The following is a 19,482-nucleotide window of genomic DNA, read 5'->3' as shown; positions in this document are numbered from 1 at the left end:
TTGCGTTGAGTTATTGACCCTTGTGGCCTTTTCATCCGATCCGTTACACCTACCGGACCGGAACACCGCCCTCCGACGGCTCCGCGCTGCCGCCGGCCCCTCACGCCCTCGCCGGCCCCTGAGCGCTACCCCGCACAGAGCCCGGGCTGCACCTGCGCCCCTGGCAGTGCCTCCGTGCGCCCTGCGGTCCAGGTCGGTGCGCCGGGGCGCTCGCCGGGCGACCGTAACCCTTGGTGAAAAGATGAGTTGTCATCTCCGTGGACCAGACCATCCAAGTCACAGCGGCCCCTCGGGTCCCTTCCCCGCGCAGCGCGTCACTCCAGGACGCTGCGGTGCGTCACACCACGGAACAGCACTGGGACGTCCTGCCCGGCGCATGGTGGGACGAGGACGGCGCCCGCCCCCGGTGTTCCTGCGGCGCGCACTCCTGTCCGGCGCCGGGTGCGCACCCCACCGCACCGCGGTGGGCCCACCAGGTCACCGCCAGCGCGGCGACCGCGCGCAGCCTGTGGTCGGAACACCCGCGCGCCTCACTGCTGTTGCCGACGGGCGGCAGCTTCGACGCCGTGGAGGTGTCCGAGACGGCGGGCTGCCTGGCGCTGGCCCGCGCCGAACGCCTCGCGCTCCCCCTGGGCCCGGTGACCCTCACCCCCGACCGCCGCATGTTCTTCCTCGTGCAGCCCGGGGCGGGCAGCGCCATGCCGGGGCTCCTGCACGGACTCGGCTGGCGGGGCGCACCCGCGCGGACCCTGGACCTGCGGGTGCACGGGGCCGGCGACTACATCGTCGCCCCGCCCACCCGGCTGGGCGGCCTCGGCCAGGTCCGCTGGGTCCGGCACCCGGCCCGGACCGGCCGGCGGCTGCCGGACGCGGCGGAGATCGCCGCCCCCCTCGCCTACGCCTGCGGCCAGGAACAGGCACCCGACCGACGCCTCTGAGCGCAGGACCTGCCGGATCCGTGCGCCGGATCTGTGCGCCGGGTCTTGCGTCGTCCCGCCTGTCGGGCCTGCACGTCGGCTCGGCACGGGCAGGACGCGGCGGGCAGCCCGCGGGGCCGGGCGGAGCCGGGCGGGCTCCGCTCCGCCGGGGACCGCCGTCTAGCGGCACACCCCGCCGGCCGGCGTGACCGCCGCGTCGAGGAAGGAGCGGACTGCGGCCGTCCACGCCTCGGGCCGCTCCCAGGGCAGCCAGTGGCCCGTGTCGGCGATCTCCGCGTAGGCCCCGCGCGGGAGCACCCGGACCATCTCCTGGGCCTCGGCGCGCCCGAGTTCGCCCTCGGGGCCGCGGACGACGAGGGTCGGGCAGCAGACCCGGGCCAGTTCGTCCCAGTGGGCGTCACGCGTCCAGCTCTCCCTGACGGCGGCCGGCCGACGGCCCGTCAACGCCGGTACCAGGCCGCCCTCACCGGCCACCAGGGCCGTGGCCAGGGCCGCGCCCCGCCCGGGCGAGGCGGCACGCAGCGTCGGGTCCTCGGTGGCGTACCAGCGGCGCGCCTCCTCGCGTGAGCCGAACGGCACCGGCCAGGACCGGCACCAGTCGTACCAGTCCCGCTGGGCCCCACCGCCCCAGGCCGCGGCACGGGCGTCGCAGACGACCAGCCCACCGACCGCCTCCGGCCTGGCGCCCGCCACCTGCCACGCCGTCACCGCGCCCGTGCCGTGGCCGACGAGTGTCACGTGCGGGGAGCCGAGGGCGTCGACCACGGCGAGGACGTCATCGACGCAGGCGGCTCTGTCCTCGCGCCCGTCCGCCGGCGGGCCGCTGCGGCCGTGACCCCGCTGGTCGAGCGCGAGGACCCGGCGAGTGCCGGCGAGCCGGCGGGCGGTGTCCTCCCACTGGGCCGCGCAGCCGAGCAGGTCGTGGAGGAGCAGGACCGCCCCCGGCTGGTCGTCGGGCCCCCCGCCCCAGGTGAGGGCCGACAGCCGGACCCCGCCGTGTCCGATGACTTCGATGCGTCGGCCGCCCATGACATCGACCCCTTCGTCCGTGCCGAACCACCCTCCGCGAGCACCCTCAGAGTATCGAAAAGATATTCGAACGCGAGGGTGTGCCACACAACACCGCTCGTTCGAGTGACAGGGCGAGGGGATTGGTCCGCGTCGACGCGGGGAGAGACCTAGCGGGGACGGGCTCCACCGGGAAGGGAGCCCGCGGGAGAAGACCCTGGGAGCTCGGGGCTCCGGGTCTTCAGGGGCGGGCCTGGGGGCCCCGGCTGCTCGCAGCGCCGGGGCCTTCTCCGGGTGCCGCCACCCCACCCACGGCCTCCGGCCGGTGCACGGTGCGGCCCTCCCGTGCGCGGGGGCGGTTCAGCGCTTGGCGACGAAGACGTGCGCAGCCGTGGCCGGCTCCAGCTCGGCGGCCTCCCCGCCACTGCCGACCAGGACCCCGGCCGGCGACCCGGTCACACTCACCACCGCGCCCGGCTGCACCCCGGCGCGCCGCAGGGTGTGCATGAGCTGGGCGTCGGTCTGGATGGGTTCGCCGATACGGCGGACGACGACGGTCTTGCCCTCGGCCCCCGCACCGAGGTCCATCAGGTTGGTGATGCCGTCGTCCAGGAAGAGGTCGGCGTTCGGGCCCTCCCCCAGCTCCGCCAGCCCGGGGATCGGGTTGCCGTAGGGGGACTCGGTGGGGTGGCGCAGCAGCTCCAGTACGCGCCGCTCCACCGCCTCGCTCATCACGTGCTCCCAGCGGCAGGCCTCGGCGTGCACCTGCTCCCACTCCAGGCCGATGACGTCCACCAGCAGACACTCGGCCAGCCGGTGCTTGCGCATGACCCTGGTGGCCAGCCGGCGCCCCTCCTCGGTCAGCTCCAGGTGGCGGTCGCCGGCCACGCTGAGCAGGCCGTCGCGCTCCATGCGGGCGACGGTCTGGCTCACCGTCGGCCCACTCTGTTCGAGCCGTTCGGCGATCCGCGCCCGCATGGGGACCACACCTTCCTCCTCCAGCTCGAGGATGGTGCGGAGATACATCTCCGTGGTGTCGATGAGTCCGGACATGCGTGCCCCTCAGATGTCGTGCGGTGGCCCTGCCGCCAATTCTGACGCATCCCACCGACAATCAGCCCCCACGCGGACCCTCGGGAGACCTCCGCCGTGGGGCCCGCGGTGTTGACAGGGCAGTGGTCCAGACCGCAACGTGATCCGCGCCACGCCGTCCGCCCCGACGAGCAGGGCGCCGCGGCGCCGGTCACCGACGCCGCCGCGCCCCCACCGCAGACCCGGACGACGAGGCGGTGTCCGCCCCCGCGCGCCGGCCGGCGGGTACCGCCCGCCACCAGGCGTCACGAGGGCACGCGGCGCGCTCCCGGTCCCGGCACGCCCGCCGCGACCGCACACCTGGCGACGAGAGGAACCCGTGGCGATGGGTGACGGCGACGAACTGGCCGGACGGTACTTCGACGCGGCGATCGAGCTGCTCCGGAAGGTGCGGGACGAGGAGACCGCCCCCCTCACCGAGGCCGGCCGGCTGGTCGCCGACACGGTGGCGGCCGGCGGCCGGGTCTTCGCCTTCGGGGCGGGCCACTCCTCGCTGCCGGCCCAGGACACCGTCTACCGGGCGGGCGGGCTCGCGGTGGTCAACCTGCTGGTGGTGCCCGGGGTGGTCGGGGTGGACGTCCGCCCCGCGACGCTCGGCAGCGCCCTGGAGCGGGTCTCCGGCCTGGCCGCGGCGGTCCTGGACAGCAACCCCGTGCGGCGCGGCGACGTGCTGGTGGTGATCTCCCTCTCCGGCCGCAACCCGCTGCCCGTGGAGATGGCCTCGGAGGCCCGGGCCCGGGGGGTGAAGGTCATCGGCCTGACCTCGGTCGCCTACGCCTCGCAGACCACCTCCCGCCACCCCTCGGGCACCTTCCTGAAGGACCACTGCGACCTCGTCCTGGACAGCCGCATCCCGCCCGGGGACGCCGAGCTGACCCTGCCCGGGGTGGCGGCACCGTTCGCCCCCGCCTCGACCGTGGTCACCAGCGCGATGATGCAGGCGGTCATGGCGACGGCGGCCGGCGCCCTCGTCGAGCGGGGCGTCGAACCGCCGCTGCTGCGCTCGGGCAACGTCGACGGCGGCCACGACTGGAACGCCCGGGTGCTGGAGGAGTACGGGGACCGCGTGTTCTACCGGCAGTGAGGCGGCCGGGGCCCGCCAGGGCCCCCTCGCCCCGCCGGCAGCCGGGCCCCGCAGCCTCCCCTCATCCCGCCGGTGACCGCTCCGGAAGCCCCGCGAGGGCGAGGGCCAGGTCGAGGGCGGCGGCGACGCGGCTCGCAACGTCCTCGGCGTAGGCGACGTCGGCCTGGTGGAAGGCGTGCCGGGAGGCGCCGCGCAGGAAGGTGACCACACCGAGCGTCCGGCCGCGGGAGCGGAGCGCGGTGCACAGGCTGTGGACGGCGCCCTCGGGCCATTTCCGGGCGGCGGCCCAGCCCGGCGGGAGGCTCCGGCCGGCGCTGGCCCGCACCGCGCCCCGGCGGCGGACCGCCTGGACGGCGGGGTGCTCCGGCCGGTACCCCACCGGCAGGCCCGCGCCGTCCGTACCGGTCAGGGCCGCGGCCCGGACCCAGAACGCCGAGGGCACCACCCCCTGCCCGGCACCCTCGGGGGTGGCGGCAGCCGGGGCGCTCAGGTGCGCGGTCGCCAGGTCCACCCCGGCGGCCGGCGCGACCACGGCTCGCACCAGCCCCGGCACCGCTGCCTCGCGTCGCCCGGGCTCGGCGCCCGGTGGCCCGTCGGCGTGCTCGCGTGTCACCAGGACGTCGAGGAGAGCGTGGTCGGCATAACCGGCGAGGGCGAACTCCAGGTGGAGCGAGACCGCCTCCAGGGGGTCCTCGCACTCCGCGGCGGTGCGGCCGGCCCGGTGCAGCTGCCGGGCCCGGAAGCGCAGCAGCGAGGCGTCTCGTTCGGCCTGCTTGGTCTCCGTGACGTCGTGGAAGAACCAGGCCACGCCCAGCGGCACGGGCGCGTCCGACAGCGGCGAGGAGAGCCGGACGAAGCCGCCGCGCCAGCAGCGGCGGGGCTGGTCGACGTCCTCGGCGCGGAGGGTCACCCACAGCTCCACCGGCGTGGCGAGGGTGCCCTCGGCGAGCACGTACTGCAGGGCTCCCTCCACCTCGGCCGCGCCGTCCAGCAGGAGGTCGCCCAGCGGCCGACCGGGCAGGCCCGCCCGGTCGGCGCCCAGCGCACGGGCGGCGTAGCCGTTGACCAGGGCCGGGCGCAGGTCGGCGTCGACCAGGACCACGCCCCAGGAGGTGTCGGTCAGCAGCGCCTCGCTCATCGCCAGGGAGCGTTCCAGGTCGATCTGGGACTGCGCCTCGCCGAAGGCGCAGTAGACGCCCGCCGGCCTGCCCTGGGCCGCGGGGACGCGACTGCATCGGCCGCGTACCAGGACGCGGTGGCCGTCCCTGGCCAGCAGCACGAACTCCTCGACGAGCCGGCCGCCGCCGTCGGCGAGGGCGGCGGGCCGCCGGGCGGCGGCGAGGAGGCGCTCCCGCAGGGCCGCGGCGTCCTCGTCCCGGACCGCCCACCCGCCGAACCCCTCGCGCCCCACCACCTCGCGGGCGCTCCAGCCCAGCAGCAGCTCGGCCTCGCGGTTCCAGTGCGTGACCACCCCGTCCGCGTCGAAGGCGCAGAGGGCGGTGTCCATCTCGTCCAGCAGGGCGGCGAGCAGTCCGGCGTCGGCGGACAGGGCGCCTGAGGCGCGGCGGGCCCGGACGCGGCGGGGGGCCGCACCCGGCTCGGCCGCACCGCTCGCACCGTCCGGCGGCAGCGCCCCGCCGTCCTCGTGGTCGGGTTCGGGTTCGCCCTGCGGCCGGGCTCCGGAACGGCGTGACGATGCGGCCACGTTCACCCCCAGTGGCACCCGGCGGCGACCGGCCGCCGTACGGTCAGCACCCGCTGCCGTGCGAGCCATTCAACTGGAACGGCACGCACCAGACATCCCCTTTCGCGAAATTCGCACCGCCCGGTTTCCCGGGCCGCACCGGCTGCTTCCGCCCGCGGAGAAAACCGCTTGCCGCCGCCCCGGGGCTTTCTTAGAGTGGCGGTACACGAGAAGGGAGGTGGTCTGGAAGTGATTTCGAACCGGACGCGTGAGGTGGCTGCGGGCTAGCGGCCCGTCGTCGCGCTCCGCTTACGGCCGCCGCCCGCCTGCCACGGCACCGGGTGACGGACGAAGCCACAGAGCCACGCCGGACCAGCGCTTCCGTTGCGCAGCCGGCCAATCCACAGCAGTCACCCGACCCGCGGGCCGTCGGTACGTCCGACCGACCCCCGTCCTCACGGACGGGGAGCAGGCCCGCGGGTCGTCTGCTGTTCGGGGGCAGCTTCTTCGCCGTCCCGCGGCGCCGGGAGACCGTCCTCCCCCGCCGAACCTCCAGGACGGCCGGCCGCGGGCAGCTTCCCGCCCGCCGGCCCCCGGGCCTCTCCCGTCTGCCGCTCCGCCCGTGCGCAACCCTGCTGCGCTCCCGTGCGCAGGCGCCGGCCGCCCCGGGCTCAGGGCGCCAGCCGCGTGACCGTCCAGCCGCCGTCCGCCGAGCGCGCGTACCGGAGCCGGTCGTGGAGCCGGTTCACGCGGCCCTGCCAGAACTCCACGGTCTCCGGCCGCACCCGGTAGCCGCCCCAGTGCGGGGGCGCCGGCACCTGCTCGGCCTCCGGGTAACGCTCCGCCAGCTCCGCGTAGGCGTGCTCCAGTTCGGCCCGCGAGGTGACGGGGGTGGACTGGTCGCTGGCCCAGGCGCCGAGTTGCGAGCCGTGCGGGCGGCTGCGGAAGTAGGCCGCCGTCTCGTCGCGGCCGATCCGCACCGCCGTGCCGTTCACGATGACCTGCCGGGCCAGCGGGTGCCAGGGGAAGAGCAGCGAGACCCGCGGGTTCGCCTCGATCTCCCCGCCCTTGCGGGAGCGGTAGTTGGTGAAGAACACGAAGCCGCGCTCGTCATGTCCCTTGAGCAGGACGGTGCGTGAGCTGGGGCGGCCGGTGGCGTCGGCGGTGGAGACCACCATGGCGTTGGGTTCGTGCAGCCCGCTGACGACGGCGGCGTCGAACCAGTGCGCGAACTGCTCGTGGGGCGAGGGCGCCAGGTCCTGTTCGAGGAGGCCCTGCGCGCTGTAACGGGCGCGCATGGCCGAGGGGTCGAACGACGGCGGGGGCGAGGACGGGTCCGCGGGGTGCACGGCCCTTATCTTGCAGCACGGCGCGCGCGGAGGAGAGGGGGGTGGGTGATCTTCCGCCGGCATGTGACCAACCCGTCGGCGTCCGTTCCCCCTCCCGTCACCCCGTGGGCCCGGGGCGGCGGGCCGCCCGCCCGCACCGTTCCCGCCACTGCCGGCGACCTGCTGTGGCCCGCAGCCGGAGCGGGATATCGTGTCCCGGCCCCACGGACGTACCGGACTCGCACGCGAGTGCCCCACCGACCTCGAGGAGCCGCCTGATGCCCGACTTCGTACCCGGACTCGAAGGAGTCGTCGCGTTCGAGACGGAGATCGCCGAGCCGGACCGGGAGGGCGGCGCCCTGCGCTACCGGGGCGTCGACATCGAGGAACTCGTCGGCCAGGTCTCCTTCGGCCAGGTGTGGGGGCTGCTGGTGGACGGGGCGTTCGACCCCGGCCTGCCCCCGGCCGAGCCCTTCCCGCTGCCCGTGCACTCCGGTGACGTCCGGGTCGACGTGCAGTCGGCGCTGGCCATGCTGGCCCCGGCCTGGGGGCTGCGCCCGCTGCTGGACATCGACGCCGAGCAGGCCCGCGAGGACCTGGCGCGGGCCGCGGTCATGGCCCTGTCCTACGTCGCCCAGTCGGCGCGCGGCCAGCACCTGCCGATGGTGCCGCAGCGCGAGATCGACAAGGCGGAGACCGTGGTCGAGCGGTTCCTGCGGCGCTGGCGGGGCGAGCCTGACCCGCGCCACGTCGCGGCCGTCGACGCCTACTGGACCTCCGCGGCCGAGCACGGCCTGAACGCCTCGACCTTCACCGCCCGCGTCATCGCCTCCACCGGCGCCGACGTGGCCGCCGCCCTGTCCGGTGCGGTGGGCGCCATGTCGGGTCCGCTGCACGGCGGGGCGCCCTCCCGGGTGCTCGGCATGATCGAGGAGACCGAGCGCACCGGGGACGCCGCCGCCTACGTGCGCGGGGCCCTGGACCGCGGGGAGCGGCTGATGGGCTTCGGCCACCGCGTCTACCGGGCCGAGGACCCGCGGGCCCGCGTGCTGCGGCGCACCGCGAAGGAGCTGGGCGCCGAGCGGTTCGAGGTGGCCGAGGCGCTGGAGAAGGCCGCGCTGGAGGAGCTGCACAACCGCCGCCCGGACCGGGTGCTCGCCACCAACGTCGAGTTCTGGGCGGCGATCGTGCTGGACTTCGCGCAGGTCCCGGCGGAGATGTTCACCTCGATGTTCACCTGTGCCCGCACCGCCGGGTGGAGCGCGCACATCCTGGAGCAGAAGCGGACGGGCCGGCTGGTGCGCCCCTCGGCCCGGTACGTGGGCCCCGCCCCGCGCAGCCTCGGCGGGGAGCGTCCGGCGGGCGCCTGACCGGACGGCGGGCCCCGGCGGCTGCGGCGTCCCCCGGGCGGCGCAAGGACGGTTGTCCCGCCGTGGCGCCCGGGCAGACTCCCGCGACGGCCCGCACCGGGCGCCGCGGCGCGGGGCCCGGCCGGGGGGCGTCGAGGCACCCCTGGCGGCCCGTGCCCGCGCGGACCACCGGTGCCTGACCGACCAGGCGAAGGGACGCCGACCAGCGATGCGCGCCATCCTCCCCCTGCCGGCCGCCGCCACCGCGGCCGCCCTCGGGCTGCTGTTCTGCGGCCCCGGCGCGGCGGCCCGCGGCCAGACCCCGCCGGACGGAGCCGGCCGGCCCGCCTCGAGGCCGGCCGCCGCGTCCCCCGCCCCGGTGACCGCCCGCCGGACCGGTCCGCTCGCCCCCCTCGTCGCCACCTGCCCGCCCGGGCGACGCGTCCTGGGCGGCGGGTACGAGGTGCCCGGCCGCGACCTGGAGCAGAGCGTGGGGGCCTCCCGTCCGACGGCGGACGGGAGGGGGTGGAGCGTGACCGCGGACGCGGTCAACCCCGCGCTGCTGCGCCGGCTGGAGCTGGTCGAGCAGCAGCAGGACGCGGTGGAGGCAGCCCGCACGCCGCGAAAACGCGCCGCCGCCGAGCGGGAGTTGGCGCAGGCACGGAAGGCCGCCGACCGACTGCCGCAGCGCGCGCCGGTACGGGGGACGGTCTACGCCGTGTGCGGCTGAGGCGGCCTGCCGCCCGGGCCCGGCCCGTGGCCCCGCATCGCCCGGAGGGGGCCCGGCCGGCGCTCGGGCGCGCTGGGCGGGCTGGGCGGGCTGGTGGACCGGCTCCCGCTCGCCCACTGGACGCCCTTCGAGGCGGACGCCCTGCTGGTGGACGGGGAGGTGGTCGAGGGATCCGGCGGGCTCCGGGTCGTCCACACCGGCGGTCACACCCCCGGTCACGTCGTCCTGCTCCACGAGCCGACCCGTACCGCGCTGGTCGGTGACGCCCTCTTCCACCGCGGTGGACCGGTCTCGGGCCGCGGGCCTTGGCCGCCGTCCCGCAGGCGCGGCCGGCGGGAGTGGCACGCATCCCGGCGGAGGTCGACGCCGCCGGCCTCTCCCACGGCACCGCGATCACCGGGCCGGGCCCCGGCCTCGACGCCTTCCGGGCCTTCGTCGGCGGGCAGGGGTAGGCGCACGCAGGGCCGCGGAGCCGGGCCGTCCGCCGCCCCGGTGTGCCCGGCCGGCCGCCTCGGCGGAGCGGGACGCGTCCGGCCGTCCGGTTTTCGGCCATACCGCCGGCGGCATCCCCGGCCGAGGCAACCGTCCGCCCCGCCGCACGCGTTTGAGCATCCGGGACGGTGGCGTCGCCGCCCGGTGAGGAGGACGGCATGGCCCTGGCAAGGGGTGCCCGGGCCGTGGTGGGGGCTGTGGTCGGGGCGGTCGTCGTGGTGGCGGTCGCCCTGGTGCTGCTGGTGGCGACGGTGGCGCTGCCCACCGCGGACCGGGTCGCCGCCGTGGCGGGTGGGCTGGTGGCCTGCCTGGCGCTGCTGGGCGCCCTGTACGTCCTGCTGCGCGCCGGGCGGGCCCCCTCGGCGCGGCGCGGGAGGACGGACGGAGGCGAGGCAGGCGGGGACGGGGGCGGACGGCGCTGAACCGCGCCGGTCCCTCCGTTCCGTCCGGGCCCGCCCCGCCGGTCACGAGGGTGCGGCCGCGCCTCCCCCCACGGCCGCGGACGTCACCCGCCTCACAGGGCGTCGTCGAGGATCTCCGCGAGGTGGCGGGCCCGGCGGCCGCCGAGTTCGGCGATCTGGGTGCGGCAGGAGAACCCGTCCGCGAGCACCTCGGTCTCCTCGTCCGCCGCGCGCACGGCGGGCAGCAGCTGCTCCTCGGCGCAGGCCGCCGACACCTCGTAGTGGCCCCGCTCGAAGCCGAAGTTGCCGGCCAGGCCGCAGCAGCCGCCGCTGAGTGGGCCGGACAGCCCGGCCCGCTCGCGCAGCCGCCGCTCGGCCGCGTCACCCAGGACGGCGTGCTGGTGGCAGTGGGTCTGGCCCACCACCTTCCGGTCCACCCGCGGCGGCTGCCAGTCGGGTGCGTGGCCCTCCAGGTACTCGGCGAAGGTGAGGACCGAGTCGGCGACGGCCCGCGCCCGGGGGTCGTCGGACAGCAGCTCGGGCAGGTCGGTACGGAGACTCGCCGCGCAGCTCGGCTCCAGCAGCACCAGGGGCCGCCCCGCGGTGTCGCCCAGCGTGTCCAGGGTGCGGCGCATGACGGTGCGGGCCCGGTCGAGCTGGCCGGTGGAGACGTAGGTCAGGCCGCAGCACACCTCGCCGCGGCCGGCCCCGGGCAGCACCACCCGGCTGCCCGCGGCCTCCAGGACGCGTACGGCGGCCCGCCCCACCGAGGGCGAGAGGTGGTTGGTGAAGGTGTCCGGCCACAGCACCGCCTCGCGGGCCGGGCCGGTGGCGGACGCCCTCGTCGCGCCCTCCCGCCGGCGCCGGGCGAACCAGCGGGTGAACGGTTCGGCGGGCAGGCACGGGATGTCCCGTTCGGGGGCGATGCCGCCGAGCCGCTTGGCCAGGCCCGCCAGTGGCCGCAGCCCGGCCGCGGCGTTGACGACCGGGGCCGTGCGGGTGGCGGAGACCAGGCGAAGCCACTGCGGCAGCCGCCCCATCGCGTAGTGCGAGGCGGGCCGCAGCCGGCCCTGGTAGTGGTGGTGCAGGAACTCGGCCTTGTAGGTGGCCATGTCCACCCCGACCGGGCAGTCGCTGCGGCAGCCCTTGCAGGACAGGCAGAGGTCGAGGGCCTTGCGGACCTCCGGGGAGCGCCAGCCGTCGGTGACGACCTCGCCGGCCAGCATCTCGTGGAGCAGCCGGGCCCGGCCGCGGGTGGAGTGGCGCTCCTCGCCGGTCGCACGGAAGGAGGGGCACATCACGTCCGTGCCCGCGGTGGGCTGGCGGCACTTGGCGACGCCGACGCAGCGGCGCACGGCGGCCGAGAAGTCGCCGCCGTCGTGCGGGTAGCCGAACTCGACGTCGACGGGGCGGCGCGGCAGCACGTCGAAGCGGAGGTTCTGGTCCAGCCGGTCGGGCCGGACCAGCATGCCGGGGTTGAGGCCGCCGGCCGGGTCCCACAGGTCCTTGAAGCGGGTGAACGCGGCGACCGTCTCCGGCCCGTACATGCGCGGCAGCAGTTCGGCCCGGGCCTGGCCGTCGCCGTGCTCGCCGGAGAGCGAGCCGCCGTGCGCGACCACCAGGTCGGCGAGGTCGGTGGAGAACGCCCGGAAGCCCCGTACGCCCGCGTCGCTCATCAGGTCGAAGTCGATGCGCACGTGGATGCAGCCGTCGCCGAAGTGCCCGTAGGGCGTGCCCCGCAGCCCGTGCCGGGCCAGCAGCGCGCGGAAGTCCCGCAGGTAGGGGCCGAGCCGGGCGGGCGGTACGGCGCAGTCCTCCCAGCCGGGCCAGGCCTCCGAGCCGTCGGGCATGCGGGTGGCGGTGCCGGAGGCGTCCTCCCGCACCCGCCACAGCGTGCGCTGCCCCTCGGGGTCGGTGACCAGGAGGTGGTCGGTGGTGGCCGGTGCCGCGGTGCGGCACAGCTCCTCGGCGAGGGCCCGGGCCTCGGCCGCCGTCTCCCCGCCCATCTCGACGAAGAGCCACGCCCCGCCCCTGGGCAGTCCGCCGGCCTGCGGCACCAGGTCGGCGGCCATGCCCTCGACGGTGAGCGGGCCGAGCGGCAGCAGGGTGTGGGCGGCCTCCGCGGCGGTGGCCTCGTCGGGGTAGCCGAGGACGGCCAGGACCCGGGCCCGGGGCGCCTCGACGAGCCGGACGGTGGCCTCGGTCAGCACCCCGAGGGTGCCCTCGCTGCCGGTCAGCGCCCGGGCCAGGTCCACGCCGCGCTCGGGCAGCAGGGCGTCCAGGGCGTAGCCGGAGATGCGGCGCGGCAGCTCGGGGAAGCGGGTGCGCAGCAGGGCGAGGGTGGCGCCCTCGGCGGTGAGCGCACTGAGGCCGTCGGCGATGCGGGGCGGCAGTCCGGCGAGGGCCTCGCGGCCACGCCCGGCGCGGAAGGTCTCGCCGCCGTAGGTCAGGCCGGCCAGCTCCACGACGTTGTCGGCGGTGGTGCCCCAGGCCACCGAGTGCGAGCCGCAGGAGTTGTTGCCGATCATGCCGCCGAGGGTGCAGCGGTTGTGGGTGGAGGGGTCGGGCCCGAAGGTCAGTCCGTGGCCGGCGGCGGCGGCGCGCAGCTGGTCGCAGACGACGCCGGGCTGGACGACGGCGGTGCGGGCCGTGGCGTCGAGGTCGAGGACGGCACCCATGTGGCGGGTGAAGTCCAGGACGACCCCCGTCCCGGTGGCCTGCCCGGCGATGGAGGTGCCGGCCCCGCGGGGGACCACCGGCACCCCGTGGGCGCGGCAGACGCCGAGGACCGCCGCGACGTCCGCCGCGTCGCGGGGCGCCACCACGGCCTGCGGCACCCGTCGGTAGTTGGAGGCGTCCATGGTCATCAGGGCCCGGTCCCCCGCGGTGAAGGACACCTCGCCGCGGACCTCGCGGGCCAGTTCCCCGGCCCAGGGCGGGGGCGCCCCGCCGCCGGCCGGGCGGTCGGCGCCGCCCGCCGGCCGCCGGGTGTCCTGCGTCGTCCGGTCACCGAGGTGCTCCGTGCGTTTCGCCATGGCACCAGCGTGCCCTGTGGGGCGACCGGTTCTGAAGGCCCCGCACGCCGGTATCTGCGCGCCCCGCCCGGGCGTTCGGCGGATGCGGTCGGGCCGGTGGTCTGCCGGGCCGTGGCAGGTGTGGGACCGGCTGTCTCATTCGCTGGAACAACCGCCGTCGCGGTCACAGCGCGCACTACGCTTTCCCCGTGGCTGACATCCAGATCCCCGCTGACATCAGGCCCGCCGACGGACGTTTCGGCGCCGGCCCCTCCAAGGTGCGGACGGAGGCGCTGGACGCGCTGGCCGCCACCGGCACGTCCCTCATGGGCACCTCCCACCGCCAGGCCCCGGTCAAGAACCTCGTCGGCAAGGTCCGCGAAGGCGTCCGCGACCTGTTCCAGCTTCCCGAGGGCTACGAGGTGATCCTCGGCAACGGCGGCTCCACCGCCTTCTGGGACGTCGCCACGCACGGCCTGATCTCGGCCAAGTCGCAGCACCTCAGCTTCGGCGAGTTCTCCTCGAAGTTCGCCAAGGCCGCGAAGCTCGCGCCGTGGCTGGAGGAGCCGAGCGTCATCTCCGCCGAGCCCGGCACCCGTCCGGAGTCCCGCGCCGAGCAGGGCGTGGACGTCTACGCGCTCACCCACAACGAGACCTCCACCGGCGTCGCCGCTCCGATCCGGCGGGTGGCCGGCGCCGACGAGGACGCGCTGGTGCTGGTGGACGCGACCTCCGGCGCCGGCGGTCTGCCCGTCGACGTCAGCGAGACGGACGTCTACTACTTCGCCCCGCAGAAGTCCTTCGCCTCCGACGGCGGCCTGTGGATCGGCCTGTTCTCGCCGGCCGCACTGGAGCGGGCGGCCCGCGTCCACGCCTCGGGGCGGCACGTCCCGGAGTTCTTCTCGCTGCCGACGGCGATCGACAACTCGCTGAAGAACCAGACGTACAACACCCCGGCGCTCGCCACCCTCTTCCTGCTGGGTGAGCAGCTGGACTGGATCAACGGCCAGGGCGGCCTGGACTGGTCGGTGCGCCGCACCCACACCTCCGCGCGGACCCTCTACGGCTGGGCCGAGGAGTCCAAGCACGCCACGCCGTTCGTGGCGGACCCGGCGGACCGCTCGGCCGTCATCGGCACCATCGACTTCAGCGAGGACGTGGACGCCGCGGCCGTCGCCAAGGTGCTGCGCGCCAACGGCATCGTGGACACCGAGCCCTACCGCAAGCTGGGCCGCAACCAGCTGCGCGTCGCGATGTTCCCGGCGATCGACCCGGCGGACGTCGAGGCGCTGACGCAGTGCATCGACTACGTGATCGAGCGCCTCTGACACCTTCGCGGGCGGAGGCCGCAGGGCCGCCGCGTCGCGGGTCACCAGGCGGCGGGCCCCGGGGACGCAGTGCGTCGCCGGGGCCCGCCGCCGTCTCCCGCCGCGCCGGGCCGGGAGCGGGGCGGACTTCCGTGGTCAGGCGCCGGGTTCACATCCCGTCGGGCAGTGCCGCCTCCAGCGCCGCCAGATCCGGCTCCGGCTCCTCCGCCTGCTCCAGATCCAGTTCGAACCAGACGGTCTTGCCCGCGCTGGTGCGGTGGGCGCCCCAGCGGCTGGCCAGCAGGCTGACGATGCGCACCCCGCGGCCGCTCTCGTCGCTGGCCGCGGCCAGCCGCAGGTGCGGCAGCAGGTGGCCGCCGTCGGAGATCTCGAAGCGCAGCCGCCCCAGCCGCAGCATGCGGATGCGGATGGGCGGCGTGCCGTGCTGCACCGCGTTGGTGAGCAACTCGCTGACCAGCAGTTCGGTGGTGTCGACGAGGTCCGTCAGCCCCCAGGCGCGCAGTTGCTCGCGCACCATCCGCCGGGCCTGGCCCGCCGCCTGCGGCTCGGGGGTCAGCGGCCACTGGGCGACGGAGTCGGCGGGGAGGGTGTGGACGCGGGCGGTGAGGACGGCGACGTCGTCGTACTGCCGGCCGCGCACCATGTGGGCGGCGACCCGGTCGCACAGCTGGTCCACGTCGGCCTCGGCCACCGCCGGATCGTCTGCCAGCAGCGCGCGCAACCGGTCCAGTCCCTCGCCGAGGTCGCGGTGCGGACCGTGCAGCAGCCCGTCGGTGAAGAGCACCAGGAGGCTGCCGTCGGCGAGGTCCACCTCCCGCACGTCGAAGGGGACCCCGCCGACGCCCAGCGGGGCCGCCGGGGACACGTCCACGTACTGGGCGTCGCCCTCGGGGGTGACCACGAGGGGCGGCGGGTGTCCGGCGGAGGCGATGACGCAGTGCCCGGTCACCGGGTCGTAGACGGCGATCAGGCAGGTGGCGAGTTCCGGGCGGCCCGACTCGGTGGTCAGCCGGTCCAGGTTCCACAGCGCCTCGTCGGGCGGCAGGCCCAGGAAGAGCAGGGCCCGCAGGGAGGTGCGGAGCTGCCCCATGAGGGCCGTGGCGCCGACCCCGCGGCCCATGGCGTCGCCGACGACCATCGCCGTCTTGACGTCGGGCAGCAGGAGCACGTCGAGCCAGTCACCGCCGGCCGGGCCGTTGCTGGCGCTGCTGGCCATGTACCGGTGGGCGGGCCGCACCCCCGGCGGGGCCTGGGGCAGCTGGGGCAGCAGGTCCCGCTGGAGGGTGTGGGCGACGTTCCGCTCGTGGGTGTAGGCCCTGGCGTTGTCCACGCTGATGGCGGCGCGGGCGGCGAGTTCCGCGGCGAGGGTGAGGTCCTCCTCGTCGAAGGGTTCGCGGTCCCTCCCGCGGACCAGGGCGAGGATGCCGAGCGCGGTGGACCGGGCGTGCAGTGGCGCGAGGATCAGCGAGTGGAAGTTGCCCTCCCGCAGGACCTCCCGGCCGGCCTGCATCCGGGCGAGCGTGGTGACGTCGGCCTTGGTGAGGTCGGGGATCAGCAGGGGGCGGTTGCCGGACAGGCAGATGAGGGGCAGGGAGCCGGGGGCGTGGGGGAACAGCTCGCCCTGCTGCTGCAGGCCGCCCGCCAGACGCTCCGCGTTGGCCCCGTGGGTGCGCACCGCCGCACGGTAGACCTCCTGCGCCTCGCCCGGCCGGGGCGCGGCGGGCCGCTCGCCCTCGGTGAGGCCGGCCAGGACGTCGACGGCGGCGAGGTCCGCGAGTTCGGGGACGAAGACCTCCGCCAGCTCCCCGCAGGTGCGCACCAGGTCCAGGCTGGTGCCGATGCGCTTGCCGCTCTGGTCGATCAGGGTGAGCCGCTGCTGCGCGGCCCGGGCCTCCAGGACGGCGCGTTCGCGCGCGGTGACGTCGGTGAAGTCCACGCCGACGCCCAGCATCCGGCCGTCGGGGGCGTCGAGCCGGTACCAGTCGGTGATCCGGTGCAGGATGCGGTCGGAGCCGGTGCTCTTGCGGCTGACGGCCAGGGTCAGGCCCCGGCCGTCCTCCATGACGCTTCGTGCCGCGTTCTCCATGCGGTCGATGGCGGGCGTGTCGTAGCCGAGCCGGCGCATGAGCTTGCCGAAGGGGCGGCCGGCGGTCAGTTCCTCGGGGAACTCGGTGACCGAGCGCAGCCTCCGGTTGGCGACGATCAGGCGGAGCTGTTGGTCGAAGACGGCGGTGGAGACGCCGGAGGAGCGTTCCCCGACGGCGGCCAGCAGCGAGTCGGAGGGGGGCTGCCCGGCGTCGGACGGTGAGGCGCTCGCTGCGGCCGGGTCCACCTCGGACTGCGGGTCCGGCCCTTCCGCGGCGTCGTGGTGGCCCATGGCCCGTCCTCTCCGGCGGCCTGGGCGACCGCCCGCCCCGGGTGGCGAGACGACACCCGTCGTACGGACAGAATAGGACAAATAGCACAATCGCCGGTGGCATACAGCCCCCGCCGGTCGGCCCGGGCAGGGCAGGGCAGGGCAGGGCGCCGGCCCGCTGCCCCCGGTCCTCGGCCGCGCCAGGTCAGTGCCGGCGTCGGCGCGTCGCCCGCCGCACCCCGGCCACCAGCACCACGACCACCGCGAGGAGCAGCGCGCCGCCCCAGGCCGTGGTGTGGCCGCCGCCCAGCACCGTGTCGGCCGAACCGTCGGCGGAGCGGCCCGGTGAGCCGCCGGAACCCGCCTTCCGCGCGGAGTCCGGGAGCTGGTCCCCGCTGAGCCCGACCGGTTGCACCTCGCTGTCCTCACCCTCGGAGCCGAACATCAGCGTCCGGCCGTCGCGGGTGAAGGTCACCGACTCCCCCTGCACCTGGAGGGGGACGCCCACGCTGCCGAGGTCCTTCGGGCGGCCATCGCGCCAGCGGTACATCCGCGCGCCGAAGTAGGCGCGCAGCACCAGCCGGGTGCCGTCGGGCGAGAAGGCGCCGTCGGTGACCTCCATGTCGACGCCGTTGACCTTGTGGAAGACGTTGACGCCGCCGGTGCTCAGCTTCTCCGGGCCCTCGTAGAGCGCACCGCCCTGGTCCTTCTTGCTGGCGATGTAGACCCGCCCGGTCTTCGGCTGCACCATCAGCGCCTCGGCGTTGCGCGGCCCGTCGGCGTAGCGGACGTCGAACTGGGTGGCGGTCACCGTCTGGTCGGCGAGGCGCTTCGGCTCGGGGAAGCGGTAGATCCACACGTGGTCCCAGGCGCCGCCCAGGTTGTCGCCGATGTCGCCCACGTAGACGTCGCCGTCGGGGCCGAGGGAGATGGCCTCCACGTCGCGGGGCTTCCCGATGCCGCGCAGGGTGACGGTGGCGACGGTCCGGCCGGTGCGGGAGTCGACGGCGTAGACGTAGGGCCCGTCGTCGCTGTCGTTGTGCGTCCAGTAGACGCCGGGGTGGAGCCGGCTGGCGGCCAGGCCGCTGGACTCCTTGATCCGGGAGTCGGAGACGGTGAAGGCCTTCGGCTCGTCCGCCGACCACGCGGGGGCGGCCGAGGTCAGCAGCAGGGCCGCCGTGGCGGCGGTGGCACCCAGTAGCGCACGCATCCGCCAAGACTGCCATGGACCGGACGGGGGTCGAGCGGCGACTACCGCGGATCCCCGCCCCGGCCGCACCCGCCGACATCCTTGCCTGGAGCGCACTCGAAGGCGTTGGCTGACGCCCATGAAGTACACACAGCTGGGACGTACGGGTCTCAAGGTCAGCCGGGTCGTCCTCGGGACGATGAACTTCGGGCCGCAGACCGACGAGGCGACCTCGCACGCCATCATGGACGCCGCCCTGGACGGCGGGGTGAACTTCTTCGACACGGCCAACGTCTACGGGTGGGGCGAGTCCAAGGGCCGTACCGAGGAGATCATCGGCTCCTGGTTCGCCAAGGGCGGCGACCGCCGCGAGCGGACCGTGCTGGCCACGAAGGTGTTCGGCAACATGGCGCCGGAGGGGGCGGGCTGGCCGAACTACGACCGGCTCTCGGCCGTCAACATCCGCCGTGCCGTGGACGCCAGCCTCAAGCGCCTGCAGACCGACCACATCGACCTCTACCAGTTCCATCACGTGGACCGGAACACGCCCTGGGAGGAGATCTGGCAGGCCGTCGACGTCCTCGTCCAGCAGGGCAAGATCCTCTACGCCGGGTCCTCCAACTTCGCCGGCTGGCACCTCGCCCGGGCCAACGAGACGGCGGCCCGCCGCGGCTCCCTCGGCCTGGTCAGCGAGCAGTGCCTGTACAACCTGATGGAGCGCCGCGCCGAGATGGAGGTCATCCCGGCGGCGCAGGGCTACGGCCTCGGCGTCATCCCCTGGTCCCCGCTCCACGGCGGCCTGCTCGGCGGGGCACTGCGCAAGGAGCGGGAGGGCGGCGGCGCCCGGTCCACCAGCGGTCGGTCGGCGGACGCGCTGGGCGACGCGGAGCAGCGGGCCCGCATCCAGGCCTACGAGGACCTGCTGGACAAGCACGGCCTGGCGCCCGGTGAGGTGGCGCTGGCCTGGCTGCTGACCCGGCCGGGGGTGACGGGTCCGATCGTCGGCCCCCGTACCGCCGACCAGCTCACCTCGGCGTTCCGTGCGGCGGAGCTGGAGCTCTCGCAGGAGGTGCTGGACGCGCTGGAGGAGATCTTCCCCGGTCCCGGGCCCGCGCCGGAGGCGTTCGCCTGGTAGTCCTCCGGGGGCTCCTGCGGCGCGCGGGCCGGCCGGTGCACCGGCCGGCCCCGGGGCGCCGGGCGGGTTCTGCTGACTTTATCTTGGGGTGCTTAGGGTTGGGCGGGGGGGGCGGCCCCCCCCCCCCCCCCCCCCCCGCCGCCGGGCAGCGACTCCCGCGGTCGGGCGGGGGCGCCGCGGGGTCAGTGGACGGCGGCCGCCACGACCACGACGACCAGCAGCACGGCGAAGAGACCGGACATGATCCGGTTACGAGTCTTGGGGTCCACGGCGTCGAGCTTACGGCCTCCACCGCGGCGGGCGGCGGGGTCCCCGGCCCGGGGCGCCGGCCCGGGAGGGGCGGGCCCGCGACGC

14 protein-coding genes and 1 pseudogene are annotated in these 19,482 nt (G+C 75.9%); 8 read left to right on the top strand and 7 right to left on the bottom strand.

Annotated features, from left to right (window positions below):
* Positions 1-332: 332 nt before the first annotated feature.
* Entirely contained in the window at positions 333-938 is a 606-nt protein-coding gene (locus ACFV3R_RS07575) for a bifunctional DNA primase/polymerase (protein ID WP_385577063.1), read from the top strand.
* Positions 939-1,097: 159 nt separating this feature from the next.
* Here ACFV3R_RS07575 and ACFV3R_RS07570 read toward each other — a convergent pair whose 3' ends face one another.
* Entirely contained in the window at positions 1,098-1,967 is an 870-nt protein-coding gene (locus tag ACFV3R_RS07570) for an alpha/beta fold hydrolase (protein ID WP_385577060.1), read from the bottom strand.
* 339 nt (positions 1,968-2,306) lie between these two features.
* Positions 2,307-2,999 carry a metal-dependent transcriptional regulator gene (locus ACFV3R_RS07565; RefSeq protein ID WP_385577057.1) on the bottom strand — a complete coding sequence of 231 codons (693 nt, stop codon included), beginning with the start codon at positions 2,997-2,999 and terminating at the stop codon, positions 2,307-2,309.
* A gap of 364 nt (positions 3,000-3,363) precedes the next feature.
* Between ACFV3R_RS07565 and ACFV3R_RS07560 the strand changes: the two genes are divergently transcribed.
* Complete coding sequence (locus ACFV3R_RS07560) at positions 3,364-4,122, top strand: SIS domain-containing protein (protein ID WP_385577054.1); 759 nt, start codon at positions 3,364-3,366, stop codon at positions 4,120-4,122.
* Positions 4,123-4,183: 61 nt separating this feature from the next.
* Here the strand turns inward: ACFV3R_RS07560 and ACFV3R_RS07555 are convergent, their stop codons facing one another.
* Positions 4,184-5,896, bottom strand: a complete 1,713-nt coding sequence (locus tag ACFV3R_RS07555) for a PAS domain-containing protein (RefSeq protein ID WP_385577051.1) — start codon at positions 5,894-5,896, stop codon at positions 4,184-4,186.
* A gap of 581 nt (positions 5,897-6,477) precedes the next feature.
* Complete coding sequence (pdxH, locus tag ACFV3R_RS07550) at positions 6,478-7,104, bottom strand: pyridoxamine 5'-phosphate oxidase (RefSeq protein ID WP_385577499.1); 627 nt, start codon at positions 7,102-7,104, stop codon at positions 6,478-6,480.
* A gap of 308 nt (positions 7,105-7,412) precedes the next feature.
* Between pdxH and ACFV3R_RS07545 the strand changes: the two genes are divergently transcribed.
* From ACFV3R_RS07545 to ACFV3R_RS07530, 4 genes and pseudogenes are all read left to right on the top strand, one after another.
* Positions 7,413-8,504: a citrate synthase 2 gene (locus ACFV3R_RS07545; RefSeq protein ID WP_385577048.1), complete on the top strand. Its 1,092-nt coding sequence runs from the start codon at positions 7,413-7,415 to the stop codon at positions 8,502-8,504.
* Between the two features lie 208 nt (positions 8,505-8,712).
* Positions 8,713-9,213, top strand: coding sequence for a hypothetical protein (locus ACFV3R_RS07540; protein WP_385577045.1), 501 nt, complete (start codon positions 8,713-8,715; stop codon positions 9,211-9,213).
* A gap of 93 nt (positions 9,214-9,306) precedes the next feature.
* Positions 9,307-9,510: pseudogene (locus ACFV3R_RS07535) on the top strand (MBL fold metallo-hydrolase); the annotation flags it as partial.
* Between the two features lie 353 nt (positions 9,511-9,863).
* A complete protein-coding gene (locus ACFV3R_RS07530) occupies positions 9,864-10,127 on the top strand; it encodes a hypothetical protein (protein ID WP_385577042.1) in 264 nt (87 codons plus the stop codon).
* 92 nt (positions 10,128-10,219) lie between these two features.
* Here ACFV3R_RS07530 and ACFV3R_RS07525 read toward each other — a convergent pair whose 3' ends face one another.
* Positions 10,220-13,141, bottom strand: coding sequence for an FAD-binding and (Fe-S)-binding domain-containing protein (locus tag ACFV3R_RS07525; protein WP_385577039.1), 2,922 nt, complete (start codon positions 13,139-13,141; stop codon positions 10,220-10,222).
* A gap of 188 nt (positions 13,142-13,329) precedes the next feature.
* Between ACFV3R_RS07525 and serC the strand changes: the two genes are divergently transcribed.
* On the top strand, positions 13,330-14,448 hold the full coding sequence (serC, locus tag ACFV3R_RS07520) for a phosphoserine transaminase (RefSeq protein WP_385577036.1): 1,119 nt from the start codon (positions 13,330-13,332) through the stop codon (positions 14,446-14,448).
* Between the two features lie 148 nt (positions 14,449-14,596).
* On the opposite strand, the gene ACFV3R_RS07515 is transcribed toward serC, so the two are convergent.
* Positions 14,597-16,825 carry a SpoIIE family protein phosphatase gene (locus ACFV3R_RS07515; protein ID WP_385577033.1) on the bottom strand — a complete coding sequence of 743 codons (2,229 nt, stop codon included), beginning with the start codon at positions 16,823-16,825 and terminating at the stop codon, positions 14,597-14,599.
* A 184-nt stretch (positions 16,826-17,009) separates the two neighbouring features.
* Positions 17,010-18,014: a hypothetical protein gene (locus tag ACFV3R_RS07510; protein ID WP_385577030.1), complete on the bottom strand. Its 1,005-nt coding sequence runs from the start codon at positions 18,012-18,014 to the stop codon at positions 17,010-17,012.
* A gap of 118 nt (positions 18,015-18,132) precedes the next feature.
* Here ACFV3R_RS07510 and ACFV3R_RS07505 point away from each other — a divergent pair, with 118 nt between their 5' ends.
* On the top strand, positions 18,133-19,128 hold the full coding sequence (locus ACFV3R_RS07505; protein ID WP_385577027.1) for an aldo/keto reductase: 996 nt from the start codon (positions 18,133-18,135) through the stop codon (positions 19,126-19,128).
* The last annotated feature ends 354 nt before the right edge of the window (positions 19,129-19,482 follow it).

The sequence above is a fragment of the Streptomyces sp. NPDC059740 genome (genome assembly GCF_042733155.1).
GTDB lineage: Bacteria > Actinomycetota > Actinomycetes > Streptomycetales > Streptomycetaceae > Streptomyces.
This window is presented reverse-complemented; position numbering and strand designations above follow the sequence as displayed.